The sequence below is a fragment of the Nocardia sp. NPDC059236 genome (genome assembly GCF_042754085.1).
Taxonomy (GTDB): Bacteria; Actinomycetota; Actinomycetes; order Mycobacteriales; family Mycobacteriaceae; genus Nocardia.
Map to the genome: position 1 here is coordinate 1 of NZ_JBHZAF010000029.1, position 20,327 is coordinate 20,327.

Sequence of the window (20,327 nt, forward strand, 5' to 3'; positions counted from 1 at the left end):
ACCCCGCAAGCATTCCGGCAGCAATGGTCACCGACCGAGTTCGAGCAACGGCTACAACTCGCATAGCCGGTGGACCCGCCATCGGGGCCCAGTCAGGTTGGCGGCGCCGGAGATCGCACATGTGTTGGCGGACAGCGCACCCCGCGTGCTGGTCTACGCTGCAGCGCTGCGCGATGTTGTGGAGACCGCGTGCACCGGGGCCACCGCCACCCCGTGTCTGTTCGGGTTGGACGGTGACGGAGAGCATTCGAATCTGCTCACTGCAGGCGACGAACTCGCCGCGGTAACAAGGGACCGTTCGGTCGAGTCCGACGACGCCTTCATCACGTATACCTCCGGAACCACAGGCAGGCCGAAAGGTGTTCTGATAGACCATCACCGGGCAGTGTGGGCCGCAATGGCTCAGATCGTGTCGCTCGGGTTACGCGATGGCGATCGCTATCTGCATCTGCCGCCGCTGTATCACGCGGGCGGAGCCGTATTTCTCAATGCGACAACACTTCTCGGTGGCACGAACGTGCTCGTCGACAGGTTCGAACCGGACGCGGTCCTTGATGCCATCGATCAGTTCGGGGTCACGGCACTGCTGGCGGTGCCCACCATGTATCGGTTCATGCTGCGGCACAACGAACTCGCGCAGCGTGACCTTTCGACGTGGCGAATCGGCGTCTTCGGCGCGGCACCTATGCCGGAACGTACCGTCGAAGCCCTGCTCGACGCCTTTCCCTCGGTCGAGTTCTTTCAGCAGTGCGGACAAACCGAAGCTGGACCGTCCGGAATTTACTCGACAATGGCGCAGGTTCGCAGCCAGCCCGACTCATCCGGACACCTCGCTCAGCCCTTCATCACGGCACGAGTGATCGATGATCTGGGCCGGGACGTCGAAACCGGCGCGGTCGGCGAGTTGATCCTGGCAGGGGAGCCTATCATGAAGGGGTACTGGGGAAGGCCGGCAGAAACACGTGAGGCGCTCATATCGGGGTGGTTGTACACCGGCGACCTCGTCGAAGTCATGGACGACGGTGGGATGCGCGTTGTCGATCGCCGCAAGGACGTCATCCTATCCGGCGGCCGCAATATCTATTCGGCAGAAGTCGAGCAGGCGTTGGCCGGGCATCCAGCGGTGGCGGACTGTGCGGTCGTCGGAGTCCCTCACCCCGACTGGGGTGAAACGGTTGTAGCCGTTGTGGATCCGGTCGACGGTGCGCGCCCGACACTCGAAGAGCTCCGCGATCACTGTGCGGGACTCATCGCGGACTACAAGCTGCCGCGTCGGCTCGTCCTCGGTCCTGTCCCACGCAATGCGGCGGGCAAGATCCCCAAACACACTGTTCGGGCGATGCTCACCGAGCCGTGATCCTTGATCGGACGACTGCGGGTTCACCGATCGGGTGGCAGGCGGCGGCACCACGCGCGGTGCCCAGCCGGCACCGTTGAATCTAGTGCCCTCCTCGCGCCGGCGGACCTGCCACCTTCTAAGTGAGTCGCGCGTCGAGACCGTACTGGTCCGGAACACCGAGGTGGCTACGCAGGGTCCGGCCCTCGTAGTCGAGGTGGAAGAGCCCGCGCTCCTGCAGGATCGGGACGACCTGGTCGACGAAGTCGTCGATGCCGTCGTGGAAGCCGTCGATCGCAAGCGAGAACCCGTCGCAGGCGCCGGCTTCGAACCACTCCTGGAGGTGGTCTGCCACATCGGTGGCGGTTCCGGCCACGACAGGGTGGTAATCGATGATCCCGTGTGCGATGACGTCGCGCACGCTCCATCCCTCACGGACGACTGCCAGCGCTCGTGCGGAACGGGGGTCATGCGGGCTCGCCACGGCGCGTTCCAGCAGACGGGCCGGTACCGGTTCGTCGATCTGGCCGTAGCTGAGTGGTACGCCGATCATCGCTCCGAGGTATCTGACGCGCTGGCGCAGGTCGATGGATTCGTCCAGCAGGCGTCGGCGGTCGAGGGCGGCCCGGCGTGAGGCGGCGATGGTGGGCATGAATCCCGCGAACATCTTGACGTCGTCCGGGTTGCGTCCCGCCCGCTTCGCAGCATCACGGATGGCGTTGCGCTGGGCGCGCGCACTGTCGATGTCGTAAGGGTTGGCGTAAACGCCGTCGGCGTACATGCCGGCCAGTTCGAGGCCTTCGCGGCCGCCGCCTGCTTGGAAGATCACCGGCTGGCCCTGTTCCGACGGCGGGATCGGCAGAGGGCCGCGAGAGGCTACGTGGCGACCCCGCAGGTTGACCGGCTGGATCTTCGACATGTCGGCGAAACGGTTTCCCGCTACGTCGCGGACCCACGCGTCCTGCCCCCAGCTTCCCCACAAGGCCTGCACGATCTGGATCACCTCATGGGCACGCTCGTACTTCTCCGCACGCGGTGGGATCTCCCGGCCGAAGTTCGCCGCCGCCGCGGGATCGGAGGTGGTCACCGCGTTCCATCCGGCCCGGCCTTTGCTGATCACATCCAGCGCCTTGAACTGCCGGGCCAGGTTGTACGGCTCGTTGAAGGTGGTGGAACCCGTGGAGACGAGTCCGATCCGCTCGGTCTCGCGCGCGATCGCGGTGAAAACCAGGAGCGGGTCGATCGGGAACTGAGGAGTGTGGTCCTCGAGGTCCACTGACAGGGTCGGGGTGTCAGCGAAGAAGAGGAGTTGCATCTTCCCGCGCTCGGCCGCCTGAGCGAGCCGCACGAAGTGATCGATGTCGGTGTAGCTGGACGGGTCGGCACCGGGCAGCCGCCATGCTCCGGGCTCGGCCCCGTAGCCACTGATGAGTTGCGTGCACAGCAGCATCTGTCGGTTGTTCATTGCATTTCCTTCGTTTTTCGGGATTCCGTCAGACGGCAGTTCCGGACTGGTGAATGGTGAGGCCGAGCGCTTTTGCCAGCAGCGCACGGGACTTCGCCCGGTCTTCGGGGTGGGGGATGACGTCCTGAACCATGATTTCCTCGGCTCCGGTTGTTGCGGCCATGTGCTCGAGATGTTCTCGGACGGTGTCGGGGCTGCCTGCCAGGAAGCGCGGCCACTGACCGTCGACGATGACCGTTGGCGCCTCCTTCTCGGCCCGGCTCAGCTCGCGCTCGGCCTCGGCCGCACTCGGCGTCATTGCCGCTGTACCCGCATGGGCCAGTCGGGCGTACTGTCCACGTACTGACCAAGACAGCCGTTTCGCTTCGGCGTCGGTGTCCGCGACCACGACGTGGACGGCCAGGATGGAACGGTGAGCCGGCGGTCCGAACTGCGTGGGGTTGAAGGCAGCGCGGTGACGTAGGAGCGTCCGCTCTGCGCCCATCGGGTTGATGAAGCCGGCGAAGGCGTAGCCCAGGCCGAGTTCCCCGGCCATCCGGGCACTGCTGCCCGACGAGCCCAGGACCCACACCTCGGGCCGGGTGGGGATGCCAGCGGTGATGTCAATCTGGGCGAAAGGGTGGTCTTCGGGGAAGGCATGGTGGAGGTAGGCGAGAACTTCCTCGACTTGCTCGCCGAAGTCGTCGCCCGTGCCTGCGGAGTTGCGATTGCGGCGCAGTGCCAGGTCGATCAGGGGACCGGTGGTGGCCCGGCCCAGACCGAGATCGATCCGGCCCGGCGCGAGCGCTTCGAGCTGGAGGAAGGTCTCGGTGATCCTGAACGGGCTGTGGTGGTTGAGCAGGATCGCGCCCGAGCCCACCCGGATCCGGCTGGTCTCGCGCGCGGCGATGCCGATCAGGAGTTCCGGCGCATGAGAGGCCTGGCCGGCGATGCCGTGGTGCTCGGCGTACCAGTACCGGTGGTAACCCAGCTCCTCAGCCTGCCGGGCGGACGCGATAGCGGCCTCCAGTGCATGGGTTTTGTTCGTGCCCGGGCTAACCGTGGCCAGTTCGACGATAGAGAGTTTCACGAGGTCAGTGCTCCTTCGAGCTGCTGCGGGTCATCGACGCCGACGGGCCGAGCCCACCCCGCCGCAACAAAGCGGAGGCAGCATCCGGTTTCATTCCCGGGACAATACGGAGGTAGTCTCCGTATTGTCAAAACGTCGAAATTTCCGGAAGGGACACGATGACCACTGAGGAATCGGGAGGGCGGAAGCCGCGCAGCGATGTCCAGCGCAACCGCGCTGCGATCCTCCGGGCGGCCACGCGTCGCTTCGCCGAACACGGTGTCGGCACCTCGCTGGAGGCCATCGCCAACGAGGCCGGTGTCGGACCTGGCACGCTTTACCGCCACTTCCCCACCCGCGAGGCACTGCTCGCGGCCAGCCTGCAGATCCGTGGGGAGGTTCTGCTAGCGCACCGTCAGGAGATTGCGCAGATCACCGATGCGGCAGAGGCGCTCCGACAGTGGATGCGGGCTCTGGAGGACTATCTCAGCGCCTTCAGCGGACTGCCTGAGCCCCTGCTCGCCGCAATCAAGGGGGAGGCATCACCGCTCACCGTCCCCTGCAACACTCTGATCGGCATCACTGATGACTTGCTCCGGAGCGCGCAACTCAGCGGCAGCGCCCGTGCCTCGCTCCGGGGTGAGGACCTCTTCCTCGCCGCGCTGTCCGTCGCGTGGGTCAAAGGTTCGGGGGCAGGAGACGAGACCTCGCTCAGCTCTCTTCGGACCATCACCGAGACCGGATACACGCTAGGCCTCGGCACAGTCTCAGCAAGTCAGACCTGAATCTCGGCACGGCGTAATGACGCGATCTTCACTTTGGTGGCAGGAGCAGGCATTTGGACAGCACGGGCGAGGGCGTCTCGCCATCTTGCAACTCTGATCGCAACGCTGCGGCCCCATCGATCGCAGATGCTTTCTGTGCGACCGCATTTCGGTAGCTGATCATGTTCATGTCCGTGCGCGAGGACCTCGTCGTCGAACCCATCGGACGGCGCAGAAGTCCCCGACTCCTCGTGAATCTCGTGCGATAGATCAACTTGGAGCCGGGGCATTCTTGCGGTATTTCTGGCGACCTACACCCACAGTCGCCGACATCCGCCGGCTCCTGGCGATAGTCCTGCACCGCGCCCGCACGCTCACCCACGCCCGGCCGCCTGTCGATGGCGACAACAGCAAACCTACGCCAGAAGACTCCGCTACCAGCGAAAACAATTACAGCGCAACAAAATACAACTGTCATGCTGAGCATTTGGCGGGGCGGTGCAACTCCCCGCCGGATGCTTTCGGCCGATAGAAGAGTCTCGGAGTGAGAGAACCACGGTGAGATTTGCACCACTGATTATCTCCGAGGAGCAGTTGGCCTCGTCAGGTGTCCCGACATAGTGAGGCCGCTCTCCCGCACATCAGGATCTGGCGAACGGGAAGCCCTGCGCGATGATCACCTTCATAATCTCGCTCGAACCGCCGTAGATCCTGCTGACGCGTCCGTCCAGGTAGAACTGCCCGACGATGTTGCCTTCGGAATACCCGGACGCTCCGAGGGCCCTGGTGCATTTGTCCACGACTCGTCCATGAAGTTCCGTCGCGTACAGCTTCGCCACCGCGGCGTCACGAGGATCCAGACGACGCTCGACAAGGGCGGACAACGACGCATCCAGCAGTGCCTGGCCTGCGTCGGTGTCTGCCCGGCACTCGGCCAGGGCAAACTTCGTGGACTGCTTCGGCGCGGTTCCGGACAACGCGGCAACAGTAGCGTCGATCGTCGCTTGCGCGGACGCCTGCGAATTCAGTGCGATCGACAGCCGTTCCTGTGCGAGATTGAACGTCAGCATCGCGAATCCGTCGTTTTCCTGCCCCAAGAGGTTCGCGGCGGGCACACGCATACCGGAGAACGACAGCTCCGCCAAGTCCTGCGCGTGCAACCCCAGTTTGCTCAACTTTCGGCCACGCTCGAAGCCCGGGGTGTCGCTCTCCACGACAATCAGGCTGAGACCCGCCCGGCCGGCGGCCGGATCCGTCTTACACGCGAGAATGACGAGGTCTGCTCCACCGCCGTTGGAGATGAAGGTCTTCGACCCGTCGATCACATAGGTGTCGCCGTCACGGCGAGCACGCGTCGAGATCGCCTTGAGATCGGAGCCTGCACCCGGCTCGGAGATGCCCAGAGATACAACGGTCTCACCCGATACCAAACCTGGCAGCCACCGCGCTCGTTGCTCGTCGTTGGCGTACTCGAGGAAGTACGGCATCGCGATGTCAGTGTGAATTCTCAAGCCACCGAGAGCAAATCCCAGCCGCTGCGCCTCTTCGGTAACGACCGCGCTGTGTCTGAGGTCGGACCCCGGCAGACCGCCATACTCCACGGGCACGCCGATTCCTAGAATTCCGAGCTCACCGGCTCGTTTCCAGAACCATCTGGGGGGCATACCGTGTTCACGCCAAGAGGGATAGTCAGGGAGCACTTCGTCGGTCAGAAACGACCGCACCACGCTTCTGAATTGCTCGTGCTCGTTGTCGAACACAGTCCTGCGCATCACGCGTCCTTCTCTCTGGCGCTCGAATGCTCGCCGGTTCCGCTCACCGCGGGCCGCTCGAACGGTCCGATGTCAGCGCGATAGCATTGTGCCGCAACATTTTTCATATCCCGGGTACTCCGTTACCGCTCGACACCGGTTATCGCGATCAAACCTGCATCGATGGCCAGGGTTTCGGTTATCTCTGGCAGCCCATCGACAACGAGGGCGAAGTACCGCGCCGCCGCGAACGCATGCGAGATCGGGTACTCCGACATGTAGCCGTAACCACCGTGCAGTTGCAATCCGATGTCGGCGCAACGGCTGAACAATCCGGCAGCGCGCAGCGCAAGAGCGCACACCGATGACGGCAGGGGCGCTCGTCCAGCAGTGGTTGCCAGTGTTCGATCGTGAAACGACTTCATGACCAGTACGTCCGCACGCGCGTCCGCAATCATGGCGCGGGTATTGCCGAACTCAGACACCGGCCGACCGAATACCGATCGGCCCGTGACGTATTGCGCAGTGTGCTCGATACAAAATTCGGCAGAAGCAAGCGCAATACCACCCGCCAGCAACAATGCGGCGGCTACAAGCGAATCTGCGGTGCCTGCACTCAACACAGCGTCCTGCCCGACTCGGACACCGTTCAGCACCACTGAACGTGCGCCGCTCTCGACTGCACCCAACGGCGGCGCCGAATCCTGCACCTCCACATCCGAGGAGGGCACGCAGACTACTTTCCGATTGCCATCGTCGCCGGTGACGAGTACGAGGAAGGTGTCCGCGACTCCTGCGGCGGCAACTCCCCGTGCGGTACCGTCAAGCGTGCCGTCCGCGGACATCCGGATGACGTCGGAGAGGCCGGCAATCGCGAGAACTCGTTGGCCGGATGCGGCCGACGCCAGCAACTCGTCGCGCTCTTCCCCTTGATGGCCGTCTTTGATCGCCGGAATTGCGACGTCGGCGTGCAACCCGACGATCCACGCCGCTCCGAAGGCCCCGGCATCGACGAAGGCTCGTGTCGACTGGTGGCAGAATCGCCTATCCACGGAGCCAAGGCCACCGACCTCGCTCGGCGCCATGATGCCGAGCAAACCGATGTCCGCTGCCCGCCGAAACAGCTCGCGAGGAGCGGCGGCTGCAGATCGCCATTGATCGAGATGCGGGCTCACTTCTCTTCGGACGAATTCCTTGGCTGTGTGCAGAAAGGCCTCGGCGTCCTCGGCGTAGACAAGCCCGGGCTCCGTGTAGCTACTCATTCCGATTCACACAGTCACTTCCCGGTCCACACGGGGGGTCGCTTCTCGACGAATGCTCGTGCGCCTTCGACCGCGTCCGATGAAGCGCGTACGGCTCCCGTGATTCCGGACTGCTTCTCGAACATTTCGGCGTTCGTCCAGTCCGCAGACTCCACCATGATTCGTTTGGACGCGATCAGTGCCAGAGGAGCGTTCGCTGCGATGGAAGCAGCCAAACGCAGGGCCGAATCGATCGCATTGCCATCCGACACCACTTCACTGACAAGTCCCAGTTCGCGAGCTCGCGATGCGGTGATCGGCGCCCCCGTCAGCGCCATGTGCGAAGCGATGTTCCGGGGTATACGCTGCGGCAACCGCAGTAGCCCGCCCGCAGCGGCGACCAATCCTCGCGTGACCTCGGGCAACCCGAACATTGCGCTTTCGGCGGCGACGATCAGATCCGCCGCAAGTGCGATCTCGAACCCGCCGCCGAGCGCCTTGCCCTCTACCGCAGCAATGGTCGGCTTGGTCGGCGGCCTGCCAACAATACCGAAGGCCCCGCGCTTCTCGGTCACTGGCCGCTCACCCGTGCTGCTGAAAGCTTTGAGATCCATGCCCGCACAGAACACCGCGCCTCGACCTGCCAAAACGATGGCCCGCACATCCGCGTCGTCGTCGGCCTGGTCGATCGTTGATTCGAGAGCCAGCGCCGTCGGCAGGTCCACCGCGTTGCGGACCTCCGGTCGGTTCAGAGAGATGACCGCGACGTGGTCGACCACATCGAAGAGAACCGTCTCGGCGCTCATCGCGGAGGCATCCGGATCGCGCCATCGAGACGGATCGTCTCGCCGTTGAGCACGCCGTTGTCGATGATGGACAAAGCCAACTTGGCGTATTCCTCGGGCTGCCCGAGCCGACTCGGGTGCGGCACGGCAGCAGCCAGGGATCCTCGAACGTCATCGGAGAGCCGGTTCAGCAGCGGTGTATCGAACGTGCCGGGTGCGATCGTGCACACCCGGACTCCCTTGCCGGCGAGGTCGCGCGCCGCTACCAGGGTGAGCCCGACAACTCCGGCCTTCGCTGAGGCATAAGGTACCTGGCCGATCTGTCCCTCGAAAGCGGCCACCGATGCGGTGAGGATCGCGACACCGCGATCACCATCCAGCGGCTCGTTCTTCGCCATACTCGCCGCTGCCAACCGCAAGACGTTGAACGTGCCGATCAGATTGATCGAGATCACTTCCGTGTACAGCTCCAGCGATCCCGGGTTGCCATCTCGATCCACCAGGCGCAAGGCCCCGCCGCGGCCGGCGCAGTGAACCAGCGTCCGCAGGGGCCCGCGCCCTTCCGCCGCGGCGATGGCCGCGCCGACCTGTTCCGGATCGCGTACATCGGCCGCAACGAACTGTGCGGAATCCCCACGCGCGGCGGCGATTTCGCTGCCGTTCGAAGTCGGGAGGTCGACGATCACAACGTGCGCGCCACCCGCGATCAACCGATCCGCGGTCGCCAGGCCCAGCCCGGATGCGCCGCCCGTCACCACCGCAACGGTGTCCTTGATTTGCATGAAGAGATGAGCCTTTCCAGTGTTCGGGCAGACGCTCCGGTTCAGCGAATGCCCAATTCCGTCAACATGATTCGGGCGACGTCAGTCGATCCCGACCCATCAGGGCGTGCCTAGAGCCGTTCGATCAACGTTGCATTGGCCATACCACCGGCTTCGCACATCGTCTGCAGTCCGAAGCGGCCGCCGCTGTCCTCGAGTGCGTGCAGCATCGTGGTGAGCAATCGAGCGCCCGAACCGCCCAATGGATGCCCCAGGGCGATGGCACCGCCCCGCGGGTTGAGCCGACTCTGGTCCACGCCGAAATGATCTGCCCAGGCGAGCGGAACCGACGCGAATGCCTCGTTCACCTCGAAGTGATCGATGTCCGCAATGGACATGCCCGACCGTGCGAGCAGCTTCTCGGTCGCAGGTATCGGGCCGGTCAACATCGAGATCGGTTCATCGGCGGCGACCGCGAACGAATGAAACCGTGCCCGCGCCTTCAAGCCCAGTGACGCGGCCTTCTCCTCACTCATGATCAGCACGGCCGCGGCACCATCGGTGAGTTGGGACGAGTTGCCCGGCGTGATGCTCCACTCGATTTCAGGGAAACGGTCGGCGAGCGCTTGATCGAAGAACGACGGTTTCAAACCCGCCAGCACCTCGGCAGTTGTCGCAGGCCGGATAGTCTCATCGGTGTCGACAACGACGGAGTTGTCCGGTCCATCGACTGTGATCGGAACAATCTCGCGTGAGAAATCCGCAGCGGCAGCGCGTTGATGCGAGCGAGCCGAGAACTCGTCCAGCATTCTGCGGTCGAGCTTCCATCGAGCTGCGATCAGGTCGGCCGACACCCCTTGAGACACGAGTCCCGGTGCATATCGAGCGGCTACCGACGGACCGTACGGATCCTGGCCGATCCTAGCGGTGAACATCGGAATGCGGCTCATGGACTCGACACCACCGGCAACCACTACGTCATAGGCTCCGGCGATCACACCCTGTGCGGCAAAGTCGACAGCCTGCTGGCTCGACCCACACGCTCGATTGATCGTCACGCCGGGCACGCTCTCGGCGAGCCCCGCGGCCAACCACGCGAAACGAGCGATTCCTCCGGACTGTTCACCGACTTGACTAACGCAGCCGGCAATGACGTCGTCGACGATCGACGAATCCAGATGATTTCGTTCGATGAGGTGGCCGAAGACCTGCCCGAGCAGTTCGACCGGATGCAGCCCCGAGAGCGCTCCCCCGGGCCGTCCGTCCTTGGGTGCCTTGCCCTTTGCCATCGGAGAGCGGATGGCATCGACTATCACTGCCGTGGTCATCGCCGCGCACCTGCTTGTTGATCGTTCACCATCACGACCTCTCTGCCGCTTGTTTTCTGGCTCGCCGTCGCTCCTGCGACAGCCGCATCTCGATCACAGAGCCTTCGGCCCTGATCGAGTCATAAGGCGAATGTATCCCCATCATCCTCACCGTGTCAACGATCGTTCACCGGACTCTGTATCTATGCACTACAAAGGCATTATTTCTGATTCAGATAAGTGAATGATCACTCCACGCGGCGCTGGCAAGCAACGCTCAGCAGCGCCGGAAGACAGGCTCGCGACGTTCACGAAACGCGGCAAATGCTTCCGCGGAGTCGTCTGTAGACAGGACTACGGCCTGATGGGACGAGATGGAGTCCAATGCCGCGTCGAGGGTTTGATCGAAACCTTGATAGACAGCCCGCTTGATCGTCTCGACAGCAAACGGAGCGCGGTCGGCGATCGTACGAGCAAGCCCATACACCACCGACATGAGGGCGTCGTCGTCCACGACCTCGCTCACCAGGCCCATGGACAAGGCGCTTTCGGCATCGACGAACTCCCCCGTCCAAAGGAGACGCAAGGCTGTCGACGCACCTACGATGCGCGGGAGGTAGTAGCAACCCCCGTCACCCGGTACCAATCCGACCCGGATGTACCCCTCGGAGAATCGCGCCGACCGGCTCGCGATCCGGATGTCGCACATCAGCGACATATCCATCCCCGCCCCCACCGCGACGCCATTCACCGCCGCGATAACCGGCTTCGACAAGCCGGCCATTGCACGGGCTACACGATGGACACGCCCGGTCAGAAGTTCCTTCTCCTGTAGTGGGCCACGCTTCTCGCCCTTGAAGTCGTCGAGGTCGACGCCGGAACAGAACGCATCACCAGCGCCGGTCAGAACCACGACTCGCACGGAGTCGTCGTCGCCGGCCTCCCCCAAGGCCGCAGCCCAATCGTCGACCATGCTCAGGGTGAACGCGTTCTTCCGCCCCGGCCTGTTCAGTCGTATCGTTGCGACACTGCCGTCAACGCTGTATTCCAGATCGCTCAACTTGAACTCCAGTTCACTCGTGCGTGCCGACCTCGCGGCACCCCCATTAGGCGAAATATCTTTGAGACACATATTCTCACAATTGCCCGGAGCGACTGTCAACGAAGTCCCACCTCCAGGTCCCCCGGTAGGCCACAATGGAGACTACGTGTCTCGCAATTACGTGCATCCACAGCCGAGAACGGAGGAGTCGTTGCCACCGTCCGGATCCACAGGACCTACCGCGTCAATTCATTCCGTACCGTCGCGGCCGGGCCGACCCCGGCGACACATCGACCTGGACGCAGTAGCCAACGCCGCCGAGGCACTGTTCGCCGAAGGCGGTTACGAGGCAGTCACTATCGAAGCCGTCGCAGCAGCCCTCGGTATATCGCGCGCAACCTTCTACCGGACGGTACCTACCAAGGACCGGCTACTGGGCATCGTCTTCGAGCGCGCTACCAACGAGTTGTTCACTGATGCAACTGCCGTCATGAACTGCGGCGCCGACGCCGGAACAGTGCTGACTTCCCTGATTCGCCTGCAGATCGGCACCGCCGTCCGCTTGCGTCATAACCTCACGGTGTTCTTCGGCGGCACCGACCTGCCGACCGATGTTGTCGAACGGTGGCACGGATGGAGCCATCGTTACGAGCTGCTATGGCAGGACGCCGTTCGCGACGCCATCGACGAGGGCTTCCTAGCGAAGTCGGACCTCAAAGTAACCACGCGGCTGATCCTGGGAATGGTCATCTGGGTGGCGCGGTGGTACCGCCCGTCGCACCTCATGACGCCTGATGAGATCGCAGATGCGGCCGTTGCATTGATCTCGCGCCGTCTCGAAGCGTAAGCATGAGCTCGCGTCTAAGGTCGGTCCCTTTTGCGAAAGTGTTCCACTGACTGCCGCCCGGCCTCGCCGATGCTGATGCCCCGCACGAGGTCTCGCTCGATGTCGAGCGCTTCCGCAAGATCGAGCCGTGCACCCCGGCGTACGGCCGCCCGAATCGCCTGCTGGGCGGGAGAATCAACCGCCGGGAACCGTGCGAGCAGCCGTAGTGCTGCGTCGATTGGATCGGAGACCGATACCGAATCCACCAAGCCCATCGTCAGCGCTGTCGAGGCGTCGACGGGTTCACCGGACAACAGCATGTCCAGCGCCCGCTGCTCGCCGACGAGGCGCGGCAACAACTGTGTCCCGCCGAAACCGGGGATCAGATTCAGTTTGATCTCCGGTAGGCCCAGCAATGCACCTGATTCGGCGGTACGGAAGGTGCAGGCCATCGCGATCTCGAGCCCGCCGCCAAGTGCATAACCGCTGATAGCGGCCACGACAATCTTCGGGAACTCCTGCAAGCGCAGCATGAGGGCGTGCATCCGCCGAACCCTGCTCATTGCATCGACGCCGATCTCGTGCAGGTCATTTCCGGCGCAGAACGCACGGCCGTAGCCCGCGAGAACTACGGCCGAGACGTCATCCGCGCGCTCGACAGCCGACAGCGCGTTCTCCAACGCCGTCAGCATCGGTTCGTTCAAGGCATTCAGCGAGCGGGGGCGATTCAATCTGACTATTGCCGCCCGTGGGTCGCTCCTGTCGACGATCACGGTGTTCGCCGACGCCGTCGTCACAAGAAAGCCGCCTTGACCGCTGCGTCAAGGAATCTCGGACCATGCACGAACGCGGCGACTGCAGACGGGTACCGCGCGGTCTGGGTGAAGTTCTGAGACAGCCATAGACATCCGATGTGACGCCAGACATGCGACCACACCTCAAAGAACTTCATAGCCTCGAGAGACGGCGCGGTGCCACCCGACTCGACATACCTGTCGAGGAATTCCTGCCACGGCATGACCGGTTCGATCGATGGCCGCAGGTATGCCAGTTCGTCGGCAGCGTAGCCGACATGCGCAGCCTCCCAATCGAGTATCGCCGACACGTGTGAATCCTCGACGAGCAGATTCGAGAACGCGGCGTCGCCGTGGACCAACGACTTCCGGGCAGGTTCTGCGGGAATATTCGATCGCAACCACGCGAGTAACCCGGCGAGAACCGGCTCGATCTCTATCCCCCTCTTCTCGAGCACGTCCATCTGCCACGTGATCATGGCGTTCAGCTCATCCGGTGTACTTCGCGGCGAGACCGGAGCATTGACGTCATCGATCGGGAGGCTGTGCAGTGCGGCGTACAAATCCGCGATCTCGAGGCAGAGCTCCCGGGATGCGCCGACCTGGCCCCACACATCGCCGATATTGCTACCTGCCGCCCTGGATGTCGCGAAGAACGCACCACCGAGAGCGTTGTCGCCCGGCTCGATCCACAGAGGCCGCGGTGCCGGCAAGCCATGGCTGTGCACGAACGACACCACGTCGAACTCGGGAACCAGTGATTTTGCCTGCCGACCGGTCGGGATCTGACGCAGCACAATGTCCTGATCGACGCCACCAAGCGTGGCGCGAACCAGAAGCGTCGACTTCGAAAACCCGCCGACCAACGTGCGTACCTCGTGGGCCCGATCACCTGGATTCCGCGCATCGAGATACGTCGACACATCGTCCACGGTCGGTGGCTTCGGAGCCGATCGAGGCGACCGGGAAGAGTGTGCCGCGCCCGCCTGTTCGGCTGCGCTCATCCCCCTCGCCTCGAATACGGCCCGGATCGCATCGGCCGGTGACTCATCCGATGCGAGCACCTCCCGGAGCCGGGCTTCGGCGTGTGCCAGTTGCTCTCGATCAGTCGTCAGCTGCGACTGCATCCACTGCAACAGCGCCACCGCGTTGTTCAGCCGAGCGGTCAGTTGCTCGTCCGCCGACAGCCTGCCCACCTCGGCGACTTCCTCTGCGACGGCGCCCGCGAGAGTCACGATTGTCTCGACGACAGGCCCATCCAATGGTGCTGTTACTGCCGAGGTCATCGGTTCCTCCGAACGGTGATACCTGCACCCTCACGGTCCCAGGTCCCGGCGGTGCGCCCCTCGGAGCGCAGCACGTGTTTCGTGATCTTTCCAGTAGGCGTCTTAGGGAGTTCTGCACGGAACTCGATGAACTGTGGGACGGCAAAGTACGGCAGATGGTCGACCGCCCAAAGGCACAATTCTTCCTCCGAGAGCACGGCGTCTTGGCGCAGCACCGCGGTCACCTTCAGACAGTCCTCAGCTATGCCGTCGCTGATCGCGTGGGCCGCCACTTCACTGATGGCATCGTGGCGCATGAACGCCCGTTCGATCTCGAAACTCGAGATGTTCTCTCCGCGGCTGCGCAGATAGTCCTTTTTGCGATCGACGAAGTAGAGGTAGGTACCGTCGGTGCGCCCCAGGTCTCCGGTGTGCATCCAGAGGTTGCGCCACGCCCGGACGGTGTCCTCGGGTCGCCGCCAGAATCCCTCGAACATGATGTGCGGCTTCCTCGGCCGGTACGCAATCTCGCCCGTGGCACCGTGCGGAAGAATGTTGTCGTCATCATCGAGGATCACTACCTCGAACGCATCGCTGTCGATACGCCCGCACGAACCGTCCGGCGGAGTCGGCTCTCCCAGGTAGCCGCTGCTCAGTCGCACGCCCTCCGACTGACCATATGCATGCGAGTTGAAGTACTGGACACCGAATCGCTCCGTCCAGATCTTTGCGATCTCCGGCGAGGCGTATCCGGTGACCGCACGCAGTTGCCCGTAACAACGCTTCATCTCCGGCGTATCGGGCGCTTGCGCCATCAGCGGATAGATCGACGACAGCAGCCGCACGTTGCCGGCACCCGATCGCTCGATCTCGGACCAGAACGACGACACCGAGAATCGTTTGCCGATGGCGATACGCGAGTGGGCCAGGATGGCGCTCATTGTGGTGTCGACCGCTGCCATATGGAACAACGGCAAGCAGGTGTACATGACCTCGCCGGGCAGCGGCGGCACCGTCGCGTTCGACTGGTATCCCTGATGGCAGATGTAGTTGTGGCTGACCATGCAGCCCTTGGACGGGCCGGTCGTGCCCGAGGTGTACATCAGGAGCGACAGATCGGATGGCTTGGCTATGAATCCCACCGGCGACGTGTCGTTGCCGCGGTGGTCATCGAGTAGGGCCAGCGGCAGTCCGGTCGGCGCAGAGGCAAGCGAGCCGCCCCGCTGAAGCACGAGCTTGACGTCGGTGAGCAAATCACCGACCGCCGCGATGTTCGGCAGGTACTCCGCCTCGGTCACGATAAGTTGCGCCAGCGAATCCTGGATCTGGTGCCGCAGGAACTCGCCGCGGTACGCGGTGTTGAGTGGGACCCAGATCGCACCGATCTTGTTGATCGCCAACCAGCTCACGATCTGATCGATGTTGTTGTCCAGGACGGTGGCGACGGTATCCCCCACTCCGACACCGAGGTGGGACAGCTCGTGTGCGAACGCATTGGTGCGCGCGTCGACATCACCATAGGTGTACAGGTCACCGTCGAAGTCCAAGAAGACTTGGTTCGGATCGGCCGCGACTGCCCGGGACAGCGCATCAAGGACTGTATCGGTGGTGAAGCCCGACCGAGTCTGCGCCACTTCTTGCTCAAGCACGTTGATCTCCTCTGACCGTGATGGCGACGCGGGCGCCACGCACGCACACCATATTTATTGACGTTCCAGTCTCATAAACTGTAAGTGACGTGACCCACAAATGTCCAGCAGGGGCGCGCGTGCTCTCGCTACCGCGCCGGTGACTGCGCCGAAACGGGCATGTCCAGCGCCTTTCGCGCCCGACTGCCATCCACAGCCTCACAAGCCGGGTGGATCCATAGTCAGCTGATCGCTTGCGACCGCGCAGGCGGACCCCGAAAACGCACGTGCTGTTGACTCGCCATCGTTGACCCGTGACTCCGACAACGATGTGCAGTCGACCCGGTCTGGAGACTGGTTGCGTAGACCGACCGTGCGGGCGGGTCCGCTGCGCAATCGACGCGCCGCAACCAGATTCCGTCGCCGGCCTCGGGGTAACCCGAGACCGGCTGGACTACCGACGATTGTCTACGTTTGCGGTACGGTCACGGGGGCGTCGACCGGAGCCGCCGGGGGCACCGGAGCGTTGATCTTGTTCCATGCCTCAATGCCGGCAGCAATTCCGACCGGCAGCCCAACGACGATCGTACCTGCCAGCGAGCCCAGTCCCGCACCAGCAGCGGCGCCCGCGAGGCATCCGCCGGCCATTCCCGGCAAAAACAGGGGTGACATCGTTGTGGCGCCGATCGCACATCCCGCGACACCACCGATGAGTGCACCGGTTGCTGCGCCGGCACCGGAGGCCAGGCCGAACTTCGTGGCAGCGACGCCCAGGGCCGCATTGATTTTGTCGTCCATGCTCATCGGCTGATCGACCGGCTGCACAGCCACATCATTGAAACCCGCCGCCGGCTCCGCGCCCGGCCCGCCGGCAACCCCGACGGCCGACGACGGATCAACTGTGTCCGCCCAAGCGGTGCCGGCTCCGGCACCGAGGATCGCGACCGCTGCGGTCGCACTCACTACAGCATGCGTCAACTTACTCATAATTCCTCATCTCAGGTTCAGACGCGACTCTGGATACAAGTCGCAAACATAATTCTGGAAGCGGCCATATGTCACCGAAGACACCCGCGGCACAATCTAGCCAGGATTCTCTGCAGGTTGGAATATCTAAAGTTCCGCTCCGGCCATACCTACCGTATGGCTTTCGGTCTCCAGCGATATCCAGGGATGGTGGCTCTAATCCACCTCATGGGGTCCTTCAAATCAGCTGCATCTCTTTTTTAGGATTACACCTCCGATGTAGAGATCCCATCGATCAGGATGTAGGTATCCGGATTGCCGTCAATAGGCAGCGTTGGGATGCTGCCATGATCAACCCTCGCGAACGGATTCCGACGCCGCGTCGACACCAGCTTCCGTCGTCTCGGACAAAGGCTCGATATCGGGCGATACGAGTGCGAGCAGCACGACACAGATCGCGCATATCAAGGCGGGCGCGACCGACAGCAAGAAGATGCTCCTGGATGACAGGCTCAACGCGAGCAGAAGGCCTCCGAGGGCTGGGCCGACAACCGAACCGACACGACCGAATCCGTTGAACCAGCCGATTGCGGTCGTACGAATGTGGGATGGGTACAAACCCGCGGCCACTGAGTTCATGCAGACACCAGTACCTATTACGCCGAAGCCGACCATGAACAATGCAGCGAACAGCGCCGGCAGCGCACCGGTGGTGAAAGCGCTGACCACGATTGCCAGCGCACCAACCACGTATCCGGTTGCCAACACTCGGAAGCGCGCATCCGCGCGGTCAACCGTGACGCCGAGAAGAACCCCGCCGATCATTCCACCAAGAGTGCAGGTCGACGTGGCGAGAAGCGCTGCAGTCTCACTGATTCCGGCGTTCGTAAGCACAGATGGCAGCCAACTGAAGATGAAGAAGCTACCGATGAATTGGCACAGGTACAGCACCCACAGGCACACTGTCATGCGCCCGCGACCATCGTCGAACAGGGCCCTGAACCTGGACTGCTCCACCACCCTTCGACGCAGCACGAACGAGGCTCCATCGTCGACCACGATGGTGGGATCGATCTGCGCAAGGCCGCGCACAACCTGCTCGCGACGCCCGGACACCGCCGAGAATTGCACAGTTTCCGGAAGCAGCCTCAGCGCCAAGGCAATCAGCAAGAGCGGCACCGTGCCGCCGAGGATGAATACAGACCGCCAGCCCAGGCCTGGGATCATGAAACCCGCAGCGAATCCGCCGAAGAACCCGCCGGCAGCGAGGCCCGCACCGATTACGGTTACGAATGTCCCTCGTAGGCGGGTCGGCGCCGTCTCGGTGCCATAAGCAATCAGCGTGGCCGGAACTGCTCCAAGCCCGAGGCCCGCGATAAACCGAAGCACAACCAAGGCCTCGAGATTCGGCGCAACTGCAGCTGCCAAGGTGAACACGCCAAAGATGAGCGCCCCGACCAGAATTATCGGTCTGCGGCCGAATCTGTCGGCGAACGGAGCGAGCAGCATGGCCCCGAAAATGGTTCCGATCACGGCCGCCAATGTCACGGGAGTCAGGCTTGCGACGGAGACTTTCCATTCTCTGGCGATGGCAGGAACTACGAATCCGATGATTAGAGAGTCAAATCCGTCTACCACGCCGAAGGCTAGACACATTGCCAGAGCCCGCCTCTGAACTACTGACACTCGCGCAGTGTCGATAAGTCTCTGAACGTCAACGGTGCGGGGTGTACTCACCGGAGTCTCCTTTAGATGGCACGATTACGCCGTCATCGCCGAGTGCGCCCAGGAATGACTCACGCGAGCCCAATCGAGTTGTTCCCGCGGAAGAGTTGGACGCCGGCAATAATTTTCGACTTGTTCGTCTCACAAAGAGTATGTGATCCGCACCACCCTGTCCAGCCCAGCCGGGAGATTAATCGATTCGATCAGTGACCACAGAGAAAATCCGTCTCCACAACACAAATGCGGCCGACGCGCACATGCGCACCGGCCGCATTATCCAGGTGAACCCCGTAATCGTGTTACCTCAAGGCAACGAGAGAAACCCCAGCTGATGCAGGAGATCGGCATTGCTCCAGAAGTCACGGTTACGCGTGATCTTGCCGTTTCGTACGGACGCGATCGACGCACACGCCACCTTGAAGGTCTTGTTCGTCGCCGGCATGCCGGGAAGATCCTTCACATGCCGGCCGGCCATGAATCCGCCCACGGCGAAGCCCTCATCGGTTGCGATGATGTCGTCGACCTCCCAGTGAACATCGAGGCCACCCATCGTTTTTACATAGAAGATCTTGGTGGCTTCGATGCCGTGGTAGACCTGATGCACGGATGTGTCCTCGTACACGATGTCATCAGCGTAGAACGTCCAGATTCTTTCGAGGTCACCCGCTGCGGCAGCGGCCAGGTAGCCATGCACCAGGGCTTCGGTCTCAGGGTTGTTGGGCAATGCGGAGTCCTCTCGGCATCGAGGCTGTCGGCGCTACACGTTTGTATAGTCCGGATCTGGTTCGCCTCACTTCATGAGGCCTGCATGTCGGTGAAGTCCGGCGTAAATGGCTGGTGGGCCAGCAGGCCACCGTCGACACGCAGTATGGCGCCGTTGATTCCGGCCGCTTCGTCGGAAGCCAGGAACACGAACGCGCGCGCGAGATCCTGCGGCGTGTTGAGCCGGGGGTTGAGCGTGTGCCGCGCGTAGGCGTTCTGAACAGTTGCCGGCATCTTCGCGGCCGGCGGGCTGAGCGTGGTGCCGGGGCAGATCGCGTTGCACCGGATCCCCCTGCTGCCGTACTGCGTTGCGGTGTACATGGTCAGCGCGTTCAACGCAGCCTTGGACGCGCCGTACCCGGTCAAGCGGAGATCACCGGCAAACGAGTGAGTCGATGCTGTGTTGACGATGGCTCCAGAGCCGTTCTTGATCATCTCGGGCAGACTGTGCTTCGTCAGCAGCATCGCACCGCGGACGTTCACCGCCATTACGTCGTCCCACACGTCGATGTCGAGATCAGCGACCTCGCTATCGCCGCCGGGAAATACCCCGGCATTGTTGATGACGACATCGATGCGGCCGAATACGTCGAGCGTATGCGCAACCAACTGGGCAATATCGGATTCGCTCCGGACATCGGTGGTGACCGCTGCGGCGACAGTGTGCGTTGCACCGGCGTTCAACCGGTCGGCGAGATCCTTCGCGCTCGACCCGTCGATGTCCGCGACCACTACCCTGGCACCTCGAGCCGCCAGCTCGGTGGCCGTGGCACCACCGATGTTCAACCCGCCATCCGCGATGATGGTCGCGCCGGTGACGATGGCAACCTTGCCGTCCATTTGCGACATCATTGTCTCCTC

At 63.0% G+C, this 20,327-nt stretch carries 18 protein-coding genes; 3 read left to right on the forward strand and 15 right to left on the reverse strand.

The window, feature by feature from the left end; all coding sequences use genetic code 11:
• Positions 1-1,357: class I adenylate-forming enzyme family protein (locus tag ACFXIV_RS42775; RefSeq protein ID WP_379403561.1), on the forward strand; the 1,357-nt coding region annotated here is incomplete at its 5' end.
• A gap of 118 nt (positions 1,358-1,475) precedes the next feature.
• Here ACFXIV_RS42775 and ACFXIV_RS42780 read toward each other — a convergent pair.
• A complete protein-coding gene (locus tag ACFXIV_RS42780) occupies positions 1,476-2,801 on the reverse strand; it encodes an NtaA/DmoA family FMN-dependent monooxygenase (RefSeq protein WP_379403560.1) in 1,326 nt (441 codons plus the stop codon).
• A 28-nt stretch (positions 2,802-2,829) separates the two neighbouring features.
• On the reverse strand, positions 2,830-3,870 hold the full coding sequence (locus tag ACFXIV_RS42785; RefSeq protein ID WP_379403559.1) for an MsnO8 family LLM class oxidoreductase: 1,041 nt from the start codon (positions 3,868-3,870) through the stop codon (positions 2,830-2,832).
• Between the two features lie 158 nt (positions 3,871-4,028).
• Here ACFXIV_RS42785 and ACFXIV_RS42790 point away from each other — a divergent pair, with 158 nt between their 5' ends.
• Positions 4,029-4,634 carry a TetR/AcrR family transcriptional regulator gene (locus tag ACFXIV_RS42790; protein WP_379403558.1) on the forward strand — a complete coding sequence of 202 codons (606 nt, stop codon included), beginning with the start codon at positions 4,029-4,031 and terminating at the stop codon, positions 4,632-4,634.
• 620 nt (positions 4,635-5,254) lie between these two features.
• Here ACFXIV_RS42790 and ACFXIV_RS42795 read toward each other — a convergent pair.
• The 6 genes from ACFXIV_RS42795 to ACFXIV_RS42820 form a co-directional block, all read right to left on the reverse strand.
• Complete coding sequence (locus tag ACFXIV_RS42795; protein WP_379403557.1) at positions 5,255-6,385, reverse strand: acyl-CoA dehydrogenase family protein; 1,131 nt, start codon at positions 6,383-6,385, stop codon at positions 5,255-5,257.
• A 122-nt stretch (positions 6,386-6,507) separates the two neighbouring features.
• Complete coding sequence (locus ACFXIV_RS42800) at positions 6,508-7,626, reverse strand: acyl-CoA dehydrogenase family protein (RefSeq protein WP_379403556.1); 1,119 nt, start codon at positions 7,624-7,626, stop codon at positions 6,508-6,510.
• Between the two features lie 14 nt (positions 7,627-7,640).
• Complete coding sequence (locus ACFXIV_RS42805) at positions 7,641-8,411, reverse strand: crotonase/enoyl-CoA hydratase family protein (protein ID WP_379403555.1); 771 nt, start codon at positions 8,409-8,411, stop codon at positions 7,641-7,643.
• Positions 8,408-9,172: an SDR family NAD(P)-dependent oxidoreductase gene (locus ACFXIV_RS42810; protein ID WP_379403554.1), complete on the reverse strand. Its 765-nt coding sequence runs from the start codon at positions 9,170-9,172 to the stop codon at positions 8,408-8,410. The genes ACFXIV_RS42805 and ACFXIV_RS42810 overlap by 4 nt, the downstream gene beginning before the upstream one ends.
• Before the next feature lie 110 nt (positions 9,173-9,282).
• Positions 9,283-10,479, reverse strand: a complete 1,197-nt coding sequence (locus ACFXIV_RS42815; RefSeq protein WP_379403553.1) for a thiolase family protein — start codon at positions 10,477-10,479, stop codon at positions 9,283-9,285.
• A 256-nt stretch (positions 10,480-10,735) separates the two neighbouring features.
• The gene (locus tag ACFXIV_RS42820; RefSeq protein WP_379403552.1) at positions 10,736-11,518 is read right to left on the reverse strand and encodes an enoyl-CoA hydratase/isomerase family protein; all 783 of its coding nucleotides are present in this window, start codon (positions 11,516-11,518) and stop codon (positions 10,736-10,738) included.
• A 148-nt stretch (positions 11,519-11,666) separates the two neighbouring features.
• Between ACFXIV_RS42820 and ACFXIV_RS42825 the strand changes: the two genes are divergently transcribed.
• The gene (locus ACFXIV_RS42825; protein WP_379403551.1) at positions 11,667-12,347 is read left to right on the forward strand and encodes a TetR/AcrR family transcriptional regulator; all 681 of its coding nucleotides are present in this window, start codon (positions 11,667-11,669) and stop codon (positions 12,345-12,347) included.
• Positions 12,348-12,361: 14 nt separating this feature from the next.
• Here the strand turns inward: ACFXIV_RS42825 and ACFXIV_RS42830 are convergent, their stop codons facing one another.
• From ACFXIV_RS42830 to ACFXIV_RS42860, 7 genes are all read right to left on the reverse strand, one after another.
• The gene (locus tag ACFXIV_RS42830; protein ID WP_379403550.1) at positions 12,362-13,123 is read right to left on the reverse strand and encodes an enoyl-CoA hydratase/isomerase family protein; all 762 of its coding nucleotides are present in this window, start codon (positions 13,121-13,123) and stop codon (positions 12,362-12,364) included.
• Positions 13,120-14,406 carry a phosphotransferase family protein gene (locus ACFXIV_RS42835; RefSeq protein WP_379403549.1) on the reverse strand — a complete coding sequence of 429 codons (1,287 nt, stop codon included), beginning with the start codon at positions 14,404-14,406 and terminating at the stop codon, positions 13,120-13,122. The genes ACFXIV_RS42830 and ACFXIV_RS42835 overlap by 4 nt, the downstream gene beginning before the upstream one ends.
• The gene (locus tag ACFXIV_RS42840; protein ID WP_379403548.1) at positions 14,403-16,034 is read right to left on the reverse strand and encodes an AMP-binding protein; all 1,632 of its coding nucleotides are present in this window, start codon (positions 16,032-16,034) and stop codon (positions 14,403-14,405) included. Before ACFXIV_RS42840 ends, ACFXIV_RS42835 begins: the two co-directional genes overlap by 4 nt.
• Before the next feature lie 447 nt (positions 16,035-16,481).
• Complete coding sequence (locus ACFXIV_RS42845; protein ID WP_379403547.1) at positions 16,482-17,000, reverse strand: hypothetical protein; 519 nt, start codon at positions 16,998-17,000, stop codon at positions 16,482-16,484.
• Between the two features lie 330 nt (positions 17,001-17,330).
• Complete coding sequence (locus ACFXIV_RS42850; protein WP_379403563.1) at positions 17,331-18,635, reverse strand: MFS transporter; 1,305 nt, start codon at positions 18,633-18,635, stop codon at positions 17,331-17,333.
• Between the two features lie 373 nt (positions 18,636-19,008).
• Positions 19,009-19,428, reverse strand: coding sequence for an ester cyclase (locus ACFXIV_RS42855; protein ID WP_379403546.1), 420 nt, complete (start codon positions 19,426-19,428; stop codon positions 19,009-19,011).
• Between the two features lie 71 nt (positions 19,429-19,499).
• A complete protein-coding gene (locus ACFXIV_RS42860) occupies positions 19,500-20,315 on the reverse strand; it encodes an SDR family NAD(P)-dependent oxidoreductase (protein ID WP_379421440.1) in 816 nt (271 codons plus the stop codon).
• Positions 20,316-20,327 lie beyond the last annotated feature (12 nt).

Coding starts and splice junctions, on each gene's coding strand:
- ACFXIV_RS42850 (WP_379403563.1), bottom strand. CDS start 18,635: ATGTGTCTAGCCTTCGGCGTGGTAGACGGATTTGACTCTCTAATCATC.
- ACFXIV_RS42780 (WP_379403560.1), bottom strand. CDS start 2,801: ATGAACAACCGACAGATGCTGCTGTGCACGCAACTCATCAGTGGCTAC.
- ACFXIV_RS42790 (WP_379403558.1), top strand. CDS start 4,029: ATGACCACTGAGGAATCGGGAGGGCGGAAGCCGCGCAGCGATGTCCAG.
- ACFXIV_RS42835 (WP_379403549.1), bottom strand. CDS start 14,406: ATGACCTCGGCAGTAACAGCACCATTGGATGGGCCTGTCGTCGAGACA.
- ACFXIV_RS42810 (WP_379403554.1), bottom strand. CDS start 9,172: ATGCAAATCAAGGACACCGTTGCGGTGGTGACGGGCGGCGCATCCGGG.
- ACFXIV_RS42805 (WP_379403555.1), bottom strand. CDS start 8,411: ATGAGCGCCGAGACGGTTCTCTTCGATGTGGTCGACCACGTCGCGGTC.
- ACFXIV_RS42845 (WP_379403547.1), bottom strand. CDS start 17,000: ATGAGTAAGTTGACGCATGCTGTAGTGAGTGCGACCGCAGCGGTCGCG.
- ACFXIV_RS42800 (WP_379403556.1), bottom strand. CDS start 7,626: ATGAGTAGCTACACGGAGCCCGGGCTTGTCTACGCCGAGGACGCCGAG.
- ACFXIV_RS42860 (WP_379421440.1), bottom strand. CDS start 20,315: ATGTCGCAAATGGACGGCAAGGTTGCCATCGTCACCGGCGCGACCATC.
- ACFXIV_RS42795 (WP_379403557.1), bottom strand. CDS start 6,385: ATGCGCAGGACTGTGTTCGACAACGAGCACGAGCAATTCAGAAGCGTG.
- ACFXIV_RS42815 (WP_379403553.1), bottom strand. CDS start 10,479: ATGACCACGGCAGTGATAGTCGATGCCATCCGCTCTCCGATGGCAAAG.